This is a genomic window from Bradyrhizobium sp. 61 (assembly GCF_023073075.1).
In the GTDB taxonomy this organism is placed as follows: domain Bacteria; phylum Pseudomonadota; class Alphaproteobacteria; order Rhizobiales; family Xanthobacteraceae; genus Bradyrhizobium; species Bradyrhizobium barranii.
The window spans coordinates 1-533 of record NZ_JADPIU010000118.1; the positions used below are offsets into that span (position 1 = coordinate 1).

Annotated in this window: 1 protein-coding gene; it reads left to right on the forward strand. The window is 59.3% G+C overall.

Features of this window, described 5'->3' with window-relative positions; all coding sequences use genetic code 11:
- The first annotated feature begins 29 nt into the window (after positions 1–29).
- The gene (locus IVB46_RS43800) at positions 30–485 is read left to right on the forward strand and encodes an MBL fold metallo-hydrolase (RefSeq protein WP_247346100.1); all 456 of its coding nucleotides are present in this window, start codon (positions 30–32) and stop codon (positions 483–485) included.
- Positions 486–533 lie beyond the last annotated feature (48 nt).

The following is a 533-nucleotide window of genomic DNA, read 5'->3' on the forward strand; positions in this document are numbered from 1 at the left end:
CGGCGCATGTGAACATCTGGAAGAACCGATTGTCGGAGCATGGGCTTCCCGTTGGTCCGTGGTTGCGCTCGCTCAAGCAGGCCGTTGTCGAGCGTCGCGCGGACGATCATTTGATCCGTATCGACGGATCGGCGACCTCGGACGATCGTCTTGTCCCGCTTGGCAGCCTGCGTGATCTCTTGACGGTCACTGCCGGCCAGAAAATTGCCTATGTTACCGATGTTGCCGACACGCCGGCCAATCGTGCCGCCATCACAGCGCTCGTTCAGAATGCGGACATTCTCTTCATCGAGGCGGCATTTGCGGAGGCCGACGTCGCATTGGCGAGGAACCGGGCCCATCTTACAACCATGGCTGCAGGAGAAATTGCGCGGCAAGCCAATGTGCGCCGCGTCGAGCCGTTTTACTTCTCTCCGCGCTATGCGGGAGACGAGGTGCGGATGCTGGCCGAGGTGATGACGGCGTTCAGAGGATCTCACGCCTGACGCGAAGACTAGTGTCCAATATCACTTCTAGTGCGGTTTGGATTTGAC